This window comes from Desulfatiglans anilini DSM 4660 (assembly GCF_000422285.1).
GTDB classification, from domain to species: domain Bacteria; phylum Desulfobacterota; class DSM-4660; order Desulfatiglandales; family Desulfatiglandaceae; genus Desulfatiglans; species Desulfatiglans anilini.
Genome location: NZ_AULM01000096.1, coordinates 1 through 1,973, shown reverse-complemented (window position 1 = coordinate 1,973; position 1,973 = coordinate 1). Strand labels below are relative to the sequence as shown.

Annotated in this window: 2 protein-coding genes; one reads left to right on the top strand and one right to left on the bottom strand. The window is 56.4% G+C overall.

The genetic code is table 11. From position 1 onward, the window contains the following. Window positions 1-225 (bottom strand): hypothetical protein (locus H567_RS29490; RefSeq protein ID WP_208598448.1); only part of this gene is annotated, 225 nt, incomplete at its 3' end. On the opposite strand from H567_RS29490, the gene H567_RS0121190 reads away from it, so the two are divergent. Beyond that, a complete protein-coding gene (locus tag H567_RS0121190) occupies window positions 157-1,887 on the top strand; it encodes an IS1634 family transposase (RefSeq protein WP_028322916.1) in 1,731 nt (576 codons plus the stop codon). The two genes, H567_RS29490 and H567_RS0121190, sit on opposite strands and share 69 nt — an antisense overlap. The last annotated feature ends 86 nt before the right edge of the window (window positions 1,888-1,973 follow it).

Below are 1,973 nucleotides of genomic sequence, written 5' to 3'. Positions count from 1 at the left end.
CCTGAGTTCCGGCTCAGTAGGCACTTTTTGGCCTCCGAAGCCGGATTTTCCTAATAAAATCAAGGGGGGCATCTGAAAAACCGCAAAAACCTGTAGTAACACGACTTGATCGTTATCATATTGACATGCTATGTGGTATATGGTAACCACGTAGATATGTTTATTCGAACGACCAAACGCAAAAATCGAGACGGCTCCGTGGTCGAGTACCTCCAGCTCGCGCATAACGTTCGCCACCCTGAGACGCACAAACCGACCGCCCAGATCATTCATAATTTCGGGCGGGCTGACTTGATCGACCGTGATGCCATGATGCGCCTGTGCCAATCGATTGCGCGCGCCTGCGGGCTCGAGTTGGAAGTGGGCGGAACCGCCGTGCCGGGAAGAACCTCGCTTGAGAAAACGTGGCCGGCCGAGCTCAAACTCCTGGGTTCCCGGCAATTGGGCCCGGTGTTGGTTGCGGAGGCGTTGTGGGAGCGCCTGGGTATCGGAGAGGCGCTGCGCAAGGTTGCCGCAGATGCAAACTGTCAAGTCCCTTATGAGCGAGCGCTTTTTGCGATGACCGCCAACCGGCTTTGCGAACCGCGCAGCAAGCTGGGAGTATGGGACCGGTGGCTCCCGACGGTCTATCTCCCGTCTTGCCAGGGACTGAAGCTTGACCACTTTTATGAAGCGATGGACCTGCTCCATGCAAGCGCGGGGGAGGTCGAAAAAACCATTTTCTTCAACACCGCCAACCTCTTCAACCTCGAGGTCGATGTGGTGTTCTACGATACGACCACGGCGTCTTTCGAGATCGACTTCGAAGATGCCGAGCTCGTCGTGAGCGCGGAGGGCGGCGAAGAGGATCTGTCCCGGCCCGTATCCGGCCTGCGCAAGCGCGGGAAATCCAAAAATGGGACGTGGAACCCTCAAGTGGTGGTGGCTCTGGCGGTCACTCGAGAGGGGTTTCCGGTCCGCTCCTGGGTGTTCCCGGGCAACACGGCGGATGTGACCACGATCGAAACGGTCAAAAAAGATCTGAGGGGATGGCAGTTGAACCGCTGCCTCTTTGTCGCCGATGCCGGCATGAACTCTGAAGACAACCGCAAACGCCTGTCTCTGGGCGGGGGTAAATACCTCCTGGCTGCCAGGGCGGGGAGCGTCAAAGAGATCAAGGAAGAAGTTTTGACCCGTGGGGGACGATACAAAAAGGTAGGGGACAATCTCCAGGTCAAAGAGGTCGAAATCGGCACCGGGGTCTTGCGCAGGCGCACCTTCGTCTGCTTCAACCCGAGGGAAGCGGAACGGCAAAATCTGCACCGGGAATCTGTCCTGGAAGAGCTGCGGCAGGAGCTCGACCGTCACAGGGATTGGGATGCCACGGCCAAATGGGCGATCGAGCTCCTGGCCTCCCAACGCACCAGACGCTATCTCGGCATCAGCAAGGCCGGGAAGATCTTCATCGACACAGCCAAGATCGAAGCGGCCCGGAAGCTTGACGGCAAATGGGTCCTCATCACCAATGATGACACCCTCCAGGCAGAAGATGCCGCCACAGGGTACAAAAACCTCCTGATCATCGAGCGCTGTTTCCGTACGATGAAGAGCACTCAGATCCATATGACTCCTATGTATCATTGGTTGCCGCGTCGAATTGAAGCGCATATCAAAATCTGTGTGCTGGCCCTGTTGCTCCAACGGGTAGCCGAGTTCATGACCGGCAAGACATGGGGGTGGCTCCATCATGCCTTGGCTCAGTTCCAGGCCACGGAATTCGAGACCCCGAGTCACCTATTCTTTCGACGCAATGAACCCCCAGAGGAGGTCCTGTCTACGCTGAAAACATTAAAAATTTCAATCCCTAAACCGATTCTGGAAGTTGTGAACCGCCATTCAGAAGCGTAGTAACACGCGTTTTTTGGGCCTACGTCTAACCGTTCGGATTTAATGCCGTTTCCGGCTACCCTTTGACTACCCACCCGGAACCCAGG

Bases quoted from the DNA above. Each gene is read 5' to 3' on its own strand.
- H567_RS0121190 (WP_028322916.1), top strand. From the start codon at position 157: ATGTTTATTCGAACGACCAAACGCAAAAATCGAGACGGCTCCGTGGTC.